The organism is Actinomyces procaprae (genome assembly GCF_004798665.1).
GTDB lineage: Bacteria > Actinomycetota > Actinomycetes > Actinomycetales > Actinomycetaceae > Actinomyces > Actinomyces procaprae.
Genome location: NZ_CP039292.1, coordinates 2524378 through 2538885, shown reverse-complemented (window position 1 = coordinate 2538885; position 14508 = coordinate 2524378). Strand labels below are relative to the sequence as shown.

Genomic DNA, 14508 nt, shown 5'->3' with positions numbered 1-14508 from the left:
AGTCTCCCACGCGTGATTGACGCACCACCCACTCCGCCCCGCGCCGTGGCCGAGACGCCGCCGGGAACAGTTCGCGTCGTCACGGTCGCCTACAACCCCGGCGAGGAGCTGGAGCGCTTCCTCGACTCCCTGAGCGCCGCCACAACTCGTAACCCAACTGTGGTCATAGCGGACAACGGCAGTGACCATGAGCGCGTGAACCGGGCCGCACAGCGATACGGGGCGCGCGTCGTCGGCGACGGCACCAACCGCGGGTACGGGGGCGGGGCCAACCTGGCTGCCCGGGACCTGACCGAGGACTGGATCGTGGTCGCCAACCCGGACATCGTCTGGCGCCCGGGAAGCCTGGACGCACTGATTGAGGCGGGGCGGGCCGAGCCCCGGGCCGGCTGCCTCGGGCCGCGCCTGCTCAACCCGGACGGGAGCGTCTACCCGTCCGGGCGGGCCCTGCCGACGCTGATCGGCGGTGCGGGGCACGCGGTCCTCGGGCGTGTATGGCCCGGCAACCCCTTCTCAGCCGCCTACCACGGCACCAATGAGGACACCACGCACGCCGTCGGCTGGCTCTCCGGCGCCTGCCTGCTGCTGCCCGCGGCCGCCTGGAAGCGCCTGGGCGGATTCGACGAGGAGTACTTCATGTTCTTCGAGGACGTCGACCTCGGCGCGCGCGTGGGACGAGCCGGCTGGCTCAACCTGCAGGTTCCGGGCGCGGTCGTCGTACACGCGCAGGGGGCCAGCTGGAAGAGCCGGCCCGAGCGCATGATCCGTGCCCACCACGCCTCCGCGCGCCGCTACGTGAGCGCGAGCCACCCCGCCGTGTGGCAGGCACCCGTGCGCTGGGCGGTGTCGGCGGGGCTGCGGGCCCGCGAGGAGATCGCGGTGCGTGCGGCCAGGCGCGGCTGAGGCCGGCGCCCGGCCCGTCTCAGAGCGTCGGCGGCGGCGGGGCGTCGTTGAGGGCCACGCGCCGAGCCAGCCGGGTGATCTGCCGCTCGCGGGCGGCGTTGCGCCGGAAGGACGACAGGATCTGGAACAGGAACGCCACCACCAGCGCGTACAGCAGCAGGTCGGCGCCGCGGCCGACCCCCACCAGGTGCGCCAGGCGAGTGAGCAGGGACGGGGCCAGGATCGCGGCGATCGCGAAGACGACGAAGGCCAGCGTCAGCAGGCGGCGGCCGGCCTGGTGGCGGGCGCCGCCCGGGGAGCGCAGCATCATCCACCCCACGGCACCTACCGCGGCGATCAGGAACACCTGGATGACGATCTGCGAGCTCATGGCAACAAGTATTGCGGGTTCAACGGGCAGTGCGGGGCAGGACGGCGGTCACGAGAACAGCAGGTCGACCAGGATGTTGATGGAGTTCCACAGCGACTGGCCCTTGGCCCTGGAGTAGTCGGTGTACTCGATGTGCACGGGGAACTCGCGCCACGGCAGTCCGGTGGCGCCGAGCTGCCGGACGATCTCGGAGGCATGGGCCATCCGGTTCTGCCGCAGGTCGAGCCTGGTGGCGGCGTCGCGGCGAATCACCCGCAGCCCGTTGTGCGCGTCGGTCAGGTGCATGCCGGTGGTACGTGAGGCCGCTACCGCCGCGGTCTTGAGCACCAGGCGCTTTAGCCAGCCGACGGGGGAGGCCCCGTCCAGGAAGCGTGATCCCAGCACGAAGGCCAGGTCCTCCTGCTCCGCTGCGCCCACCATGGCGGCGGCGTCGGCCACCGAGTGCTGGCCGTCGGCGTCGAAGGTGACCACGTAGCGGGCGTCGGTGCGCTCCAGGACGTAGGTGATGCCGGTCTGCAGGGCGGCGCCCTGCCCCAGGTTCAGGGGGTGGCGGACCACGACGGCGCCGGCGGCCTGCGCCTGTGCCGCCGAGTCGTCCGCCGAGCCGTCGTCGACGGCCACGACCAGCGGAAAGACCCGGCGCGCCGCCGCAATGACGTCACGTACCACCTGGGCCTCGTTGTACAGGGGCACAACGAGCCAGGCGTCGGTTACCGGCGTGGTGAATCGCGTCTGGGAGCCCTCAGTGGATGTCACCGCCGCATTCTCGCACAAGCTTGGCTTAGGATGGCGACGCAGGGCCGTCCGCAGGGGCGGTATCCGGCAGCACTTCGAACGCCCGCCCAGTCAGGAGCCGCCATGAGCCCGGCCAGCCCCGCCCGGATAGCCCCGTCCGCCGATGTCTCTCCCGAGGCGAGTATCGGGGACGGATCATCCATCTGGCACCTGGCCCAGGTGCGCGAGCACGCCGAGCTCGGCCCGGGCTGCATCGTGGGCCGGGGCGCGTACATCGGCGAGGGCGTGCGCATGGGCCGCAACTGCAAGGTGCAGAACTACGCGCTGATCTACGAGCCGGCCCGGCTGGGCGACGGCGTATTCGTGGGCCCGGCCGTCACCTTCACCAATGACCACTTCCCACGCGCCGTCAACCCCGACGGGTCCCTCAAGTCCGCCTCCGACTGGGAGCCGGTGGGCGTAACCGTGCAGGACGGCGCCTCCATCGGGGCCCGCGCCGTCTGTGTCGCGCCCGTGCAGATCGGGGCGTGGGCCACCGTGGCCGCCGGCGCCGTCGTCACCAAGGACGTGCCCGCGCATGCGCTGGTCGCCGGGGTCCCCGCCCGCCGCATCGGCTGGGTGGGGCGCGCCGGGGAGCCGCTGGTCCCCGTGGAGGGCGACGGCGAGGCCCCCGGGTCCGGCGCGGGCACCCGCATGTGGCGCTGCCCCGCCACCGGCGCGCTGTACGAAGAGACCATCGCAAGCAACAGTCACGAAAACACGATCCGGGAGGTCACCCACTGATGTCACGCGAGTTCATTCCCGCCGCCAAGCCGATCATCGGAGACGAGGAGCGTGCCGCCGTCGACGCCGTCATGGCCTCCGGCATGGTCGTCCAGGGCCCGCAGGTCGCCGCCTTCGAGGAGGAGTTCTCCACCCGGGTGGTGGCCGGCGCCCACGCCGTCGCCGTCAACTCCGGCACCTCCGCCCAGCACCTGGCCACGCTGGCCTGCGACCTGAAGTCCGAGGGCGGCGTGCCGGAGGTCATCGTCCCCTCCTTCACCTTCGCCGCCACCGGCAACTCCGTCGCCATCACCGGCGCCAAGCCCGTCTTCGCCGACATCGACCCGGTCACCTTCACCCTGGACCCGGCCTCGGTGGAGGCCGCCATCACTGAGAACACGGTCGCCATCGAGGTGGTGCACCTGTACGGCCTGGCCGCGGACATGGACGCGATCATGGGTATCGCCGCCCGCCACGACCTGGCGGTCTTCGAGGACTGTGCGCAGGCGCACGGCGCCGCGATCAACGGCAAGCCCGTGGGCACCTTCGGGGCGTGGGGCTCCTTCTCCTTCTACCCCACCAAGAACATGACCACCCTGGAGGGCGGCATGGTCACCACCCCCGATGCCGAGCTCGCCCGCCGTGTGCGGCTGCTGCGCAACCAGGGCATGGAGAAGCAGTACGCCAACGAGCTTGTGGGCCTGAACAACCGCATGACGGATGTGGCCGCCGCCGTGGGCCGGGTGCAGCTGAAGAAACTGGACGGCTGGACCGAGGCGCGCCGCGCCAACGCCGCGGCACTGGACGCCGGGCTCGGCGACGTCCCCGGCGTGATCACCCCCGCTGTCCCGGACGGCTACCGGCACGTGTACCACCAGTACACGATCCGCCTGGAGGGCGCCACCGCCGCCGAGCGCGACGCCGCCCAGAGCGCGCTGCGCGAGGAGTGGCAGGTCGGCTCGGGCGTGTACTACCCCATCCCGAACCACCGCCTGGACTCCCTGGCCCCCTATGCGCCCGGGCTGGAGCTGCCCGCCACCGAGCTGGTGGCGCGCGAGTGCCTGTCCCTGCCCGTGCACCCCTCCCTGACGCAGGCTGACCTGGACCGCATCGTCCAGGCCGTCACCGCAGTCGTGAAGGCGGGTGCCTGAGATGTCTGAGACGACTGAGACGATCAAGACTGACGCCGGCGGCCCGCTGCGGGTCGGCCTGATCGGCCTGGGCTCAATGGGCCGCCACCACGCCCGCGTCATCCGCGCCACCGAGGGCGAGGAGCTGGTGGCCGTGGCCGACCCGGGTGGCGACCGCTTCGGCGTCGCCGGGGACCTGCCGGTGCTGCCGGACGTGCACGCCCTCATCGACGCCGGCCTGGACGCCGCCCTGGTCGCAGTGCCCACCGTCTTCCACGAGGAGGTGGCCCTGGCGCTGGCGGAGGCGGGCGTGCCGACCATGGTGGAGAAGCCCATCGCCCACTCCGTCGAGGCCGGCGAGCGGGTGCGCGACGCCTTCGCGTCCCGCGGCCTGGTGGGCGCCGTCGGCTATGTGGAGCGCTGCAACCCGGCCCTGCGGGCGCTGCGGGAGCGGCTCGACGCCGGTGAGCTGGGCCAGGTCTACCAGGTCCTCACCCGCCGCCAGGGGCCCTTCCCGGCGCGCATCAGCGACGTCGGCGTGGTCAAGGACCTGGCCACCCACGACGTCGACCTGACCGCCTGGGTGGCGGGCTCCCCGTACGTGTCCATCAGCGCCCAGGTGGCGCACCGCTCCGGACGGGACAACGAGGACATGGTGGTTGCCTCCGGGCGGCTGGCCAGCGGTGTGATCGTCTCCCACGTGGTCAACTGGCTGACCCCCTTCAAGGAGCGCGTCACCATCGTCACCGGGGAGAAGGGCGCATTCGTCGCTGACACGCTCACCGGGGACCTGACCTTCTACGCCAACGGCACCGTCGCCTCCGACTGGGACCAGGTCGCCAACTTCCGCGGTGTCACCGAGGGCGACGTCATCCGCTACGCCATCCCCAAGCGTGAGCCGCTGGCCCTGGAGCAGGAGCGCTTCCGTGACGCCGTGCGCGGCGTGGGCGGTGAGCACGTCACCATGGCCGAGGGCGTCAACACGCTGCGCGTGGTCGAGGCGGTGCTCACCTCCGCTGCCGAGGGCCGCACCGTGCAGCTGTGAACCGCCGTCTGCTCGCCCTGGCCGCGGCGGGAGCGGGGGCGGCGGTGCTTGCGGCCGCCGCCCTGCGCGCCCGTCCGCGCGGGGAGAGCCCCGGGTGGTGCTGGCGACCCGCCTGTACGCCCCCGAGCCTGCGGCCGCCGCGCTGCGGCTGCGCGGACTGGCCCGCGCCCTGGCCGACGCCGGCGCGCAGGTACGGGTGCTGACCTCCACCCCGCCGGGCATGGCTGCGCGCCGACCCCGGGGTCACCGTCAGCTCCGCCCCGGCGCTGCGTGACGAGGGCGGCTACATCCGCGGATACGCCCAGTACCTCAGCTTCGACATCCCGCTCGCGGCACGGCTGCTGGCCGGGCCGGCGCCGGACCTGATCGTCGCCGAGCCGCCGCCCACCACCGGGGCGGTGGTGGGCGTGGCCGCCGCCCTGCGCGGCGCCCCCTACGCCTACTACGCGCCGACGTCTGGTCCGATGCGGCCGCCTCCACCGGTGCCCCCGGCTGGGTGGTCGGCGCCCTGCGGGGCGTGGAGGGGCTGGTGCTGCGCGGCGCCCGCACCGTGCTGGCCGTCAACGACGGCGTGGCCGAGCGGGTACGGGAACTGGGCGCCCGCGCGGTCACCGTGGTGCCCAACGGCATCGACACCGACGTGTTCACCCCGGACGGCGCGCGTGCCGCCGACGCACCGTCGGCGCCGTACTTCCTGTACGCCGGCACCGCCTCGGAGTGGCAGGGGGCGGGCGTGTTCATTGAGGCGCTGCGCCTGGTGCACCGGGAGGAGCCCGAGGCCAGGCTGGTGTTCCTGGGGCAGGGCAGCGACTGGCAGGCGCTGAAGGACCTGGCGGGCGGGGACGCGCGCGTGGTCTTCCGCGACCTGGTGCCGGCCGCGCAGGCCGCCACCTGGCAGCGCGGGGCGGTGGCCTCGGTGGTGTCCATTCGCCCGGGGCTTGGCTACGACTTCGCCTACCCCACCAAGATCTTCGCCGCTCTGGCCTGCGGCACCCCGGTGGTCTACGCCGGACCCGGGCCGGCGCGCACGGACCTGCCCGCCAACGCCCTGGGCTGGGCGAGCGACTACGACGCCGAGCAGGTCGCCGCCGCGATGCTGGCCGCCCTGGAGGCGTCCCGGGCGGACGACGCGCAGCGGGCCCAGGCGGCGCAGCGCCGTCGGGAGTGGGTCATGCGGCACCGCTCCATGCAGGCCGCCCTGCGCGACGCCGCCGAGGTGTTGTTGGCAGGGGCGTCGGCGGCGGACTGACACACGACTTTGTGCTCGTAGAGGCGGGTGACGGTCCAGGCGCTCGGCCGAGCCGGGCCAGTCAGAACGGCCCGGCCGGGAGCGGGACGGTCAGAAGGTGACGCTGCCGACGCGGGCGCGCAGCTCGGCCACCACCCGCTCGGCGGCGTGACCGTCGCCGTAGGGGGTGGCCGCGCCCGGGTCCGGCTCGGCCGGCCTGGGCCGGGAGGCCGCCGCCACCAGTGACTCACCGGGCTCGACCAGCACATTCCAGCCCAGTTCCACGGTCTCAACCCACTCGGTCTGCGGTCGCACCGTCGTACACGGCACCCGCAGCAGGAAGGCCTCCTTCTGGAGTCCACCTGAGTCCGTGACCACGCCGCGGGCGTGCAGGGCGGAGGCAATCAACTCCGGGTAGGGCAGGGGCGGGTGCACCAGCAGCTGCGAGCCCGGGGCCCCGCCGACGGCCTCCAGGTCGATGCGGTGCTCGGCGCACTTGGCCACCAGCCGCGGATGCGCCAGCAGCACCACCGGATGATCCACGCGGGCCAGCGCATCCAGCACCGCGCGCAGCCGGTCGGCGTCGTCGGTGTTCTCCGCCCGGTGGATCGTGGCCAGCGAGTAGCCCCTATCCGCCAGACCCAGCTCACGCATCACCGGCGACGGCGCCCCCGCCACCTGATCGCGCACCCGCAGCAGTACATCGGTCATGACGTCGCCCACCACCACGGTGCGCTCCGCCAGGCCCTCGGCGGCCAGGTGCGCAGCACCTATTGCGGTGGGGGTGAGCAGCAGGTCGGCGGCGTGGTCGGTGAGCACCCGGTTGATCTCCTCGGGCATGGCGCGGTTGAAGGAGCGCAGCCCCGCCTCCAGGTGGGCGCTGGGCACGTGCAGCTTCACCGCCGCCAGCGCCCCGGCGAGCGTGGAGTTTGTGTCCCCGTAGACCAGCACCCAGTCAGGGGCGTGCTCGGCCAGGACCCCGTCCATCTCCGCGAGCATGGCCCCGGTCTGCACCCCGTGCGAGCCCGACCCCACGCCCAGGTGCACGTCGGGCGCGGGAATGCCCAGGTCACGGAAGAAGACGTCGGAGAGCATGGGGTCGTAGTGCTGGCCGGTGTGTACGATCACGTGCTCCACGCCGACGGCGGCGCAGGCGTGGGCAATGGGGGCAAGCTTGACGAACTGGGGGCGGGCCCCGACCACGGACAGCACCTTCATGCCCCGGACTCTACCGGCCTGCGGCCGCGTCGTCGCGGCACTGCCACCGTCTCGCCACCGCCGTATCGGCACAGCTGTGGGCAGGACGCGACGGCGAAGCCCCCGCTGTAAGGGCACGTGCACGGATGTGTCCGGATATACTCGCCGGGTGAGTCTGCTGCTGCGCACCGTCAGGAATCTGCTAAGCGTCCTGCCGCATGACGCCAAGCGCTTCATCCTCACCTTCGCGGGCCTGTTCTCGGCGCTGTCCCTGCTCGACGTTGCCGCGCTGGGTCTGCTCGCCCTCCTGCTCACCCCGCTGATGACCGGTGCGGCCTTCACCATTCCTGTGATCGGCATGAGCGTGGGCGGGTCCGGGACCGTCTGGCTGCTGCTGGTGGTGTGCGTGCTCATCATCAGCAAGGACCTGCTCGCCATTGCCATTCAGCGTGCCTCCACCAGGCGCTTCGCCGGCTTCGAGCAGGACCTGGGCGCACAGCTGCTCGACTCATTCTTCTACGCCCCCTGGGCCGAGCGGCTGCGCCGCCACTCCACCGACCTGGTCCGCTCCACGGATGTGGGCGTGGCCTCCACCGTCTCCGGCGTGCTGATCCCCTTCACCCAGCTGGCCGGCGAGGTGTGCACCTTTGTGGCCGTCATGGCGGTGCTCTTCGTTGCCAGGCCCGTGATGGCGGCCATCACCGTCCTCTACTTCGGCGTCGTCGCCCTAGTCATGTACCTGTGGGTGCTGCGCCGGGCAGTGGCCGCTGGCAAGGACAACCGCACCTACTCCGTGCGCTCGGTGCGGCTGGTGTCCGAGATGGTCCACTCGCTGAAGGAGATCACTCTGCGGGACAAGGCCGCCGAGCTTGAGCGCGTGGTGCTGGAGGAGCGGCGCAAGGCGTCCCAGGCCCGCGCCGACCAGTCCTTCCTCGGCGCGGTGCCCCGCTACATGCTTGAGATCGCTCTGATCGGTGGCCTGGCCATCGCCGCGGGCATCGGCTTCGCCCAGGGCGGGCAGGGCGAGGCGCTGTCCTCCCTCGCCCTGTTCGGCGTGTGTGGCTTCCGCATCGTGCCCTCCATTACGCGCTTCCAGACGATCATGGGCCAGACCGGCTCGAACATCCCCTACGCCGAGCGGGTGCTCGCGGAGATCGAGGCCGGCCGCGTCAACCGCGCCCAGCACGCCGAAATGGTCGCCGGTACCGAGCTGCCCGACGACGCCCGCGCCCTCGTGCTGGACGACGTCTCCTTCACCTACGTCGGCTCCGACAATCCGGCGGTGGAGCACGTGTCCCTCACCCTGCCGTTCGGCTCCTCCCTCGCCCTGGTCGGCGCGTCCGGCTCGGGCAAGTCCACCCTGGTGGACATGATCCTCGGCCTGCTCACCCCCTCCGCCGGTCAGCTGCGCGTCGACGACGTGCCCCTGACCGAGGTGCTGCACTCCTGGCGCTCCCGCGTCGGCTACGTGCCCCAGGAAGTCTCCCTGTTCGACTCCACCGTCGCCCACAATGTCGCTCTGTCCTGGGATACCGACTCCATTGACGTCGAACGCGTGCGCCGTGCGCTGCGCCGCGCACAGCTGCTCGATGTCATCGAGGATCGCGAGGGCGGGATCTGGGCCTCGGTCGGAGAGGGCGGCATGAAGTTGTCCGGCGGGCAGCGGCAGCGCCTGGGCATCGCCCGGGCCCTGTACTCCGAACCGCTGGTCCTGATCATGGACGAGGCGACCTCCGCGCTGGACACCGCCACCGAGGCGGCCGTGACCGAGGCGGTAGCGGAGCTGTCCGGTGAGGTGACCGTGATCGTGGTCGCGCACCGCCTGGCCACCATCCGCCACAGCGATCAGGTGTGCTTCATGCGTGACGCCCACCTGGTCGCATCCGGCACCTTCGATCAAGTGGTTGCGGCCGCACCCGACTTCGCCCAGCAGGCCGCCCTGGCGGGCCTGCTCGATGACGACGACGAGTCGACCGCGCGCGGCGTTCTGGCAGCAGCCTCCCGTACCGACCAGAAGGAGAGCGCATGACCGCCCCGCACAGTGGCACCGCCGCAGCTGGTGGTAATACGGCGGCCGCACACCATCTACCCACTTTCAATGGGCGCGGACCGCGCGTGGCCATGCTGGTGTACAACGACGCCCACAACGACGCCCGCGTCCTGAAGGAGGCGGCGACCCTGCGTGCCGCCGGCGCCACCGTGCGCATCTTCGCGGTAGCCCGCGCCAACTCCGGCTACCCCGAGGGCACGGTTCCGGTCGACGACGGGGTGGACATTGTGCGTGCCCGCGAGTTCTCCCTCGCCAATGTGTCCCCCCGCCTGGCGTCCCTGCGCGACCGCGTCACCGGCAAGGCCGGCGCTCCCGCAGGTGTCGAGGCACCGGCGACCCCGGCTACGGGCGGTGCCGCCATCCAGGACACCCTGGCGCTCGGGGCTGAAGCGCCCGAGGCAGACGTCGCCCCGGCGCTCGTATCCGGCACGACGGTGGCCGCCTCGGCCCACGCGGCGGCCGACCGTGCCGGTGCGCTGGCCGCCGACGCCGCTATGCGCGCGTACAAGACCGTCTCACTGGGCGACTACTGGCTGCGCGCCGCCCGCGCCGCCCTGGCCTGGATGCCGGACGTGGTCCACGCCAACGACGGGAACACACTCGCCCCAGCCATGTGGATCGTGGACCGCTGCAACGCCCGCCTCGTCTACGACTCGCACGAGCTGTGGCTGCACCGCAACGTCCGCTCCGACCGGCCGCTCGCCCGGCGGGTGGAGGCCGCCATCGAGAGGCGGGGCATCCGCCGCGCCGACGCTGTCATCACCGTATCGCCCTCCATCGTCGAGTGGCTGACGGAGCACTACCGGTTGGAGCGCCCACCGACCCTGGTGCGCAACATCCCCGCAGCAGGCCCCCTGCCCGATCCTGCGCGCGGGCGCCTGCACGAACTGGCGGGCCTGGTTCCCACCGACCGGGTCATCGCTTACGGCGGTCGCATCACCACCTCCCGGGGCATTGAGGAGACCGTCGCCGCTCTGCCGCACCTGCCCGCCGACGTCCACCTGGTCATGCTCGGCTACGGTGAGCCCGACTACCTGGACGTCATCGCCCAGGAAGCGGCCCGTCACGGCGTGAGTGATCGCGTGCACCGCGTGGGGCCGGTCGCGCCGCACGAGGTGGCCGACGCCCTGTCCGACGCTGACGTGGCTGTGGTGCATGTTCGACCCACCTGCCTGTCCTACCGCTTCGCCCTGCCCAACAAGCTCTTCGAGTCCATTCGCGGCGGGCTGCCCGTGGCGGCCGCCGACCTGCCGGATATCCGCGGCGTCGTCGAGCACTACGGGGTGGGGGAGGTCTTCTCCGGGGAGGATCCGGCGGACCTGGCGGCCACCATCAGCCGCATCCTTGACGGCTCCGAGAAGTACCGGGCCGCCGCGCTGGCGGCCTGCCCGCAGCTGACCTGGGAGCATGAGACCGCGGCGCTGATCGGCGCCTACCGCCGCGCCCTGATGGGGGAGCGCGCATGAACGCCGCCGCGACCGCTGTGGCGACACTCCGCCGCCCCCGACTGCTGATCCTGTCCTTCTCCCCGATCGCCTCCGACGCCCGCGTCCTGAAGCAGGTGCGGCTGTTCGCCCCCACGCACGAGGTCACCACCTGCGGCTACGGCGAGGCCCCGGACGGCGTGGCTCGGCACGTGCGCATCCCGGATGAGCTGGTCTCCTGGCGGCTGGACCGCTCCGACCTGATTGCCCGCCGCTTCGCCCGCGCCCAGGCCCAGCAGGAGGTGGTTGCCTGGGTGCGCGGACAGCTGGAGCCCGGCGCATTCGACGCGGTGCTGGCAGACGACGCGGAAACCGTGCCGCTGGCCCTGTGGCTGCGCCCGCCCGGGGGCGTCCACGCCGACCTGCACGAATACGCGCCCAGGCAGAAGGAGGGCGTGCTGCGCTGGCGTGTGTTCGTCGCCCCCTACGTGCGCTGGCTGTGCCGCACCTACGTGACCAGGGTCGACTCGGTCACCACCGTGGCCCAGGGACTGGCAGACGCGTATGCGCGGGAGTACGGCATCCGCGCCGAGGTGGTCACCAACGCCACCCCCTACCGGCAGGCGGACCCCACTCCCGTCGGTCGTCCCCTGCGGCTGGTGCACTCCGGTGCTGCCCTGCCCGACCGGCACCTGGAGATCATGGTCGACGCAATCGGCCTGACCGACCGCAACGTCACCCTGGACCTGTACCTGACCCGCAATGACCCCGCCGTCATCGACGCCCTGCGCGCCCGGGCGGCCGCACTGCCCGCCGATCGTGCAGGCCGAGTGCGCGTGATGGACCCCGTGCCCTACGCCGAGCTCATCGACACCCTCGCCCGCTACGACGTCGGGGTCTTCTCCATACCGCCGGTCTCCTTCAACTACAAGCACACTCTGCCCAACAAGCTGTTCGACTTCATCCAGGCCCGCCTGGCCGTGGTCGTCTCACCGAGCCCGGAGATGGCGCGCGTGGTCGAGCAATACCAACTGGGAGCGGTAACCGCTGACTTCACCGCCGGCTCCCTGGCCGCCTGCCTAGACGCACTCACCGACGCGCAGGTCGCTGCCGGCAAGGCGGCCGCCCATGCCGCCGCTCACGAGCTGTCCGCGCAGGAGCAGATGGCCGGCTGGTGGAATGCCGTCATCGCTGCGGACGCGCGTGCCGCAGCCGTCGATCCGACGCTCGCCGTTCCTGCCGACCACAGCACCGACACCGGGGAGAACGCATGAGGGTCCTCGCAGTAACCACCTGGTTCCCCACCGCGGTCGCCCCCTCCCGCGGCAGCTTCGTGGTGAACAACCTGCACGCCATCGGCCGGGCGCACGAGCTGCGCGTCATCCACCTGGTCTCACCCGGGGACGACGACGGCACCCGTCAACAGGTGCACGAGGGCATCCGGGTGCGGCGCGTGCCCATGAACCCCCAGTCACCGGCTGAAGTCGCTCGCGCCGCGCGCGCCGTCTCCGCGGCCCTGCGCAGTGACTCCTTCACCCCGCAGATTCTGCACACCATGGCCGCCTCCGCGTTGGAGCCTGCCGCCCTGCTCCGCCCGCAGCTGCCCTGGATCCACACCGAGCACTGGTCGGCGCTGACCGCCCCGGAGACGCTCGGCACCGCCGGCAGGGCGGCCCTGCCGGCGGTGCGCCGACTGCTGCGCCTGCCCGGCATCGTCACCACCGACTCCCAGTTCCTGGCCGACGGCGTGCGCCGGGGCCGCGGCAGCCGCGACACCCGAGTGGTCCCGTGCATCGTCGAGCCCTACCCGGCTGCCGCCCGGCGGGAGCGGACCGATGGTGCGTTGTCCCTGGTGAGTGTGGGCGGACTCATCGACCGTAAGGACCCGCTGCTGGCCCTCGAGGTTGTGGCTGAGCTCGTGCGTCGTGGCCTGGACGCCCGCCTGACCTGGGTGGGGGAGGGGCCCCTGCGCGGCGCCGTCACCGAGCGCGCCGCCGCGCCCGACCTGGCCGGACGCATTACCCTCACCGGAACCCTGGATGCCGTGGGCGTGCGCGCCGCGCTCGCGGAGGCCGACCTGCTCTTGGCGCCCACCCGGTCAGACAACTTCTTCATCGCCGTGGCCGAGGCGGTCATTGCCGGCCGCCCCGTGGTGACCGGTGCGAAGGGCGGTCAGAGCGAATACCTGGACCCCGCCTACTCGCGCCTGGTGGACACCCGCGACGTGGCCAGGTGGGCCGATGCGGTGGCCGAGCTCGACGCCGCCACCGCGGACGTGCCCGCCCAGGCCATCGCCGCAACCATCGGCGACCGCTTCTCCACCGCCGCCGCCGCCCGCGGCTACAACACCGCCTACCGCGACCTGCTCGCCCCCCGGGGTGGGACTTGGCCCGGTGACGAGCCTCGGGGGTAACGCACGTGCACGAAACACTCGCCCTGCCCGCCGCCGGACGCCGTCGGCTCGGCCCCAACACCGTTGAGCGCACCGACCTGGGGAGCACCGAGGCACCGCCCGGTACGCAGGTGGACGTCGTAGTCGCCTGCCACACCCCCACTAGGCCGATAGGCCGCGCCGTCGCCTCCCTGCTGGAAGGCAACCCCGAGGCCGCCATCACCGTCTCCTGCCACAACCGCCCCGCCGAGGAGATCGCCGCCGCGATCCGGCCGGAGCACCGCCATCTGGTCCGCTACCTGGAGCACACCGACCCCCGCCCCTCCGCCTCCGGCCCCTTCAACGCGGGTATGCGTGCCGCCCGTACCCCGTGGGTGTCCATCATGGGCTCCGACGACCGCCTCGCAGCCGGCGCGGTCGCCTCCTGGCTGGCGCTGGCCGAGGCGACCGGTGCCGAATTCGTCATCCCCCGCCTGGCCCTGGGACTCCCGACGACAATCGTGCCGACACCCGCGCCGCGCCCCACCAGGCTGCTCGCCCCGTACCTGAGCACCTGCGGGACCAGCCGCGGCTCAAACGGCCTGGACGCCCTTAAGACCCGGGTCGTCCGTCGTCTCGCCCGCACCGACCTGGCCGCCGACCGCCTCGCCTACCGCTCCGCCCCGCTGGGACTGCTCAGCGTAGCGATGCTCCGGCGCACCGGCGCCCACCTGGTGGAGGGCGCCACCGTCGGCGGTGACGTGTCCATGGTGACCGGCCTGTTCGCCGCTGTCCCCACCGCGTACGACTCCGCTGGCCCCGTCTACCTGATAGGTGAGGACGCCACGGACCGCGTCACCTATGACGTGCGTCCCATGGACGAGCAGCTCGGCTTCCTGCCCGGCGTGCTGCGAGCGCCCTGGTTCACCTCGCTCACGGCGACGCGGCGCCGCGCCGTAGTGGTCAAGCTGGTGCGCATCCACGTGTTCGGCGCCGTCTACTACCGCGACCGGGAGGACATCTGGACGCCCTCCGAGCGGGCCGCACTGGCGGGCATGTGTCGGCGCCTGCACGGTGCTGCGCCCGGCTTCGACCGCGTCCTGTCGCGGGCGGACCGGGACTTGCTTGACGCCTGCCTGGATCCGGGGGTGCCGGCCGCAGTGCTCATCCACCGTGCCCAGGCGCGCCGCCGCCACGGCCGCCCCGCCACCCTGCTCACGCGAGACCCTGCCTGGCTGCTGGACCGGGAGGCCCCCCCTGCGGTTCATGGCGGCCTCCATGCTTACCAAACTG

Annotated in this window: 14 protein-coding genes and 1 pseudogene; 11 read left to right on the top strand and 4 right to left on the bottom strand. The window is 72.4% G+C overall.

The features are described 5' to 3' along the window. Positions 1-12 precede the first annotated feature (12 nt). The gene (locus E4J16_RS10335) at positions 13-903 is read left to right on the top strand and encodes a glycosyltransferase family 2 protein (protein WP_240038114.1); all 891 of its coding nucleotides are present in this window, start codon (positions 13-15) and stop codon (positions 901-903) included. 19 nt (positions 904-922) lie between these two features. Here the strand turns inward: E4J16_RS10335 and E4J16_RS10330 are convergent, their stop codons facing one another. Further along, entirely contained in the window at positions 923-1273 is a 351-nt protein-coding gene (locus E4J16_RS10330) for a DUF2304 domain-containing protein (RefSeq protein WP_136193387.1), read from the bottom strand. 48 nt (positions 1274-1321) lie between these two features. After that, positions 1322-2029: a glycosyltransferase family 2 protein gene (locus E4J16_RS10325; RefSeq protein ID WP_136313948.1), complete on the bottom strand. Its 708-nt coding sequence runs from the start codon at positions 2027-2029 to the stop codon at positions 1322-1324. A 102-nt stretch (positions 2030-2131) separates the two neighbouring features. On the opposite strand from E4J16_RS10325, the gene E4J16_RS10320 reads away from it, so the two are divergent. The 5 genes from E4J16_RS10320 to E4J16_RS10305 all read left to right on the top strand — a co-directional run bounded on the left by E4J16_RS10320 (position 2132) and on the right by E4J16_RS10305 (position 6194). Further along, entirely contained in the window at positions 2132-2791 is a 660-nt protein-coding gene (locus tag E4J16_RS10320; RefSeq protein WP_136313947.1) for an acyltransferase, read from the top strand. Further along, positions 2791-3921: a DegT/DnrJ/EryC1/StrS family aminotransferase gene (locus E4J16_RS10315; protein WP_136313946.1), complete on the top strand. Its 1131-nt coding sequence runs from the start codon at positions 2791-2793 to the stop codon at positions 3919-3921. Before E4J16_RS10320 ends, E4J16_RS10315 begins: the two co-directional genes overlap by 1 nt. 1 nt (position 3922) lies before the next feature. Continuing rightward, on the top strand, positions 3923-4945 hold the full coding sequence (locus E4J16_RS10310) for a Gfo/Idh/MocA family protein (protein WP_136313945.1): 1023 nt from the start codon (positions 3923-3925) through the stop codon (positions 4943-4945). 94 nt (positions 4946-5039) lie between these two features. Next, positions 5040-5219 carry a hypothetical protein gene (locus E4J16_RS15785; RefSeq protein WP_240038113.1) on the top strand — a complete coding sequence of 60 codons (180 nt, stop codon included), beginning with the start codon at positions 5040-5042 and terminating at the stop codon, positions 5217-5219. Between the two features lie 222 nt (positions 5220-5441). Continuing rightward, on the top strand, positions 5442-6194 hold the full coding sequence (locus E4J16_RS10305) for a glycosyltransferase (protein WP_240038112.1): 753 nt from the start codon (positions 5442-5444) through the stop codon (positions 6192-6194). A 90-nt stretch (positions 6195-6284) separates the two neighbouring features. Here E4J16_RS10305 and wecB read toward each other — a convergent pair whose 3' ends face one another. Next, positions 6285-7391 carry a non-hydrolyzing UDP-N-acetylglucosamine 2-epimerase gene (gene wecB, locus E4J16_RS10300; protein WP_136313944.1) on the bottom strand — a complete coding sequence of 369 codons (1107 nt, stop codon included), beginning with the start codon at positions 7389-7391 and terminating at the stop codon, positions 6285-6287. A gap of 148 nt (positions 7392-7539) precedes the next feature. Between wecB and E4J16_RS10295 the strand changes: the two genes are divergently transcribed. From E4J16_RS10295 to E4J16_RS16070, 5 genes and pseudogenes are all read left to right on the top strand, one after another. Further along, on the top strand, positions 7540-9399 hold the full coding sequence (locus E4J16_RS10295; protein ID WP_168709489.1) for an ABC transporter ATP-binding protein: 1860 nt from the start codon (positions 7540-7542) through the stop codon (positions 9397-9399). Continuing rightward, positions 9396-10886: a glycosyltransferase gene (locus E4J16_RS10290; protein ID WP_136313942.1), complete on the top strand. Its 1491-nt coding sequence runs from the start codon at positions 9396-9398 to the stop codon at positions 10884-10886. The genes E4J16_RS10295 and E4J16_RS10290 overlap by 4 nt, the downstream gene beginning before the upstream one ends. After that, on the top strand, positions 10883-12118 hold the full coding sequence (locus E4J16_RS10285) for a glycosyltransferase family protein (protein ID WP_240038111.1): 1236 nt from the start codon (positions 10883-10885) through the stop codon (positions 12116-12118). Before E4J16_RS10290 ends, E4J16_RS10285 begins: the two co-directional genes overlap by 4 nt. Next, positions 12115-13257, top strand: coding sequence for a glycosyltransferase (locus tag E4J16_RS10280; protein WP_136313941.1), 1143 nt, complete (start codon positions 12115-12117; stop codon positions 13255-13257). Before E4J16_RS10285 ends, E4J16_RS10280 begins: the two co-directional genes overlap by 4 nt. A 5-nt stretch (positions 13258-13262) precedes the next feature. Next, positions 13263-13700 (top strand): annotated as a pseudogene (locus E4J16_RS16070) (glycosyltransferase); the annotation flags it as partial. Positions 13701-13808: 108 nt separating this feature from the next. Here the strand turns inward: E4J16_RS16070 and E4J16_RS10270 are convergent. Continuing rightward, positions 13809-14483 carry a hypothetical protein gene (locus E4J16_RS10270; protein ID WP_136313940.1) on the bottom strand — a complete coding sequence of 225 codons (675 nt, stop codon included), beginning with the start codon at positions 14481-14483 and terminating at the stop codon, positions 13809-13811. Between the last annotated feature and the right edge of the window lie 25 nt (positions 14484-14508).

Excerpts from the sequence above, each read along its gene's own strand:
- E4J16_RS10330 (WP_136193387.1), bottom strand. The coding sequence starts at position 1,273 with ATGAGCTCGCAGATCGTCATCCAGGTGTTCCTGATCGCCGCGGTAGGT.
- E4J16_RS10290 (WP_136313942.1), top strand. The coding sequence starts at position 9,396 with ATGACCGCCCCGCACAGTGGCACCGCCGCAGCTGGTGGTAATACGGCG.
- E4J16_RS10310 (WP_136313945.1), top strand. The coding sequence starts at position 3,923 with ATGTCTGAGACGACTGAGACGATCAAGACTGACGCCGGCGGCCCGCTG.
- E4J16_RS10280 (WP_136313941.1), top strand. The coding sequence starts at position 12,115 with ATGAGGGTCCTCGCAGTAACCACCTGGTTCCCCACCGCGGTCGCCCCC.
- wecB (WP_136313944.1), bottom strand. The coding sequence starts at position 7,391 with ATGAAGGTGCTGTCCGTGGTCGGGGCCCGCCCCCAGTTCGTCAAGCTT.
- E4J16_RS10315 (WP_136313946.1), top strand. The coding sequence starts at position 2,791 with ATGTCACGCGAGTTCATTCCCGCCGCCAAGCCGATCATCGGAGACGAG.
- E4J16_RS10270 (WP_136313940.1), bottom strand. The coding sequence starts at position 14,483 with ATGAACCGCAGGGGGGGCCTCCCGGTCCAGCAGCCAGGCAGGGTCTCG.
- E4J16_RS10320 (WP_136313947.1), top strand. The coding sequence starts at position 2,132 with ATGAGCCCGGCCAGCCCCGCCCGGATAGCCCCGTCCGCCGATGTCTCT.
- E4J16_RS10285 (WP_240038111.1), top strand. The coding sequence starts at position 10,883 with ATGAACGCCGCCGCGACCGCTGTGGCGACACTCCGCCGCCCCCGACTG.